The following is a 1,041-nucleotide window of genomic DNA, read 5'->3' as shown; positions in this document are numbered from 1 at the left end:
TTCCCCATTCGGACATCCGCGGATCAACGATCGCTCGCATCTCCCCGCGGCTTTTCGCAGCGTGCCACGTCCTTCATCGCCTTCTGGCGCCAAGGCATCCACCGAACGCCCTTCAGTCTCTCATACTCATCACCGCAGCCCGCACGCAGGACCAAACCGCGCCAGTCGCCACACCCTTTCGGGCCAGGCCACTCGCCCGCTCTCGCCCGCATGTCCAATCGGACAAACGGCGCACTCACCGAGAACACTCGCACTCACTCGCGAACCCCCGCTCGCTCCATCTCGCGACGGAACCGGCCGGGGCCGCTTCACACACTCAATCCTCTTCACCTGTCAAAGATCACCAGGAACACCCGGCACGCCGCGCCCTGCCAACAAGGCCGGGGCTGCACGCGGGGATCACCCGATCGGGGTTCACTGGAAACACGATGCGCCGGGCTTTGCAGCCCCTGGCACATCATCTCTTACCGGCACCTGCGCCGTTCAACCGGAACACCGCCGCGCAACCATGGAGGCGATCGGGTTCGAACCGACGACCCCCTGCTTGCAAAGCAGGTGCTCTCCCAGCTGAGCTACGCCCCCGCGCCGAACCTTGTGGACCAGCATGGGCCAGGGAGGACTTGAACCTCCGACCCCACGCTTATCAAGCGTGTGCTCTAACCAACTGAGCTACTGGCCCCAACTTCCCACCATCCCGGACCCTGCCATCCAACAGGATCCCAGGAAGGATGCGCGGCTGGCGCTCCACGAGCCGCGGTTCACACCGCTGATCGTGGGCCCTCGCCGCCATCCGTCACGACAGCTCCGGATCCATCCCCGGACATACTGCGTGGCCGGTTCACCAACCTGCCTCGGGACGAGCCTTCACGGCCCAGGCACCGAACGATCGTTGAGAGAGCGTTTTTCTTGGGTGGCAAAATCAGGACCATCCGCAGCCCCAAACGTGCTCTCGCACGTCCAGACCCCACGAACCTCGTCCTTGAAAGGAGGTGATCCAGCCGCAGGTTCCCCTACGGCTACCTTGTTACGACTTCACCCCAG

The 1,041-nt window shown here is 64.0% G+C and carries 2 tRNA genes and 2 rRNA genes; all 4 read right to left on the bottom strand.

Annotation, left to right across the window (positions count from 1 at the left end):
- Window positions 1–125 (bottom strand): 23S ribosomal RNA (locus ACLIBK_RS25555); the annotation flags it as partial.
- A gap of 384 nt (window positions 126–509) precedes the next feature.
- Window positions 510–582, bottom strand: a tRNA-Ala gene (locus ACLIBK_RS25550).
- A 23-nt stretch (window positions 583–605) separates the two neighbouring features.
- Window positions 606–679 (bottom strand) — tRNA-Ile (locus ACLIBK_RS25545).
- Between the two features lie 303 nt (window positions 680–982).
- Window positions 983–1,041, bottom strand: a 16S ribosomal RNA gene (locus ACLIBK_RS25540); the annotation flags it as partial.

Origin of the sequence: Roseomonas sp. BN140053, assembly GCF_047690175.1 — a bacterium.
GTDB lineage: Bacteria > Pseudomonadota > Alphaproteobacteria > Acetobacterales > Acetobacteraceae > Roseomonas.
The sequence above is the reverse complement of the archived record's forward strand: the minus strand, read 5'-3'. Positions and strand labels throughout refer to the sequence as shown.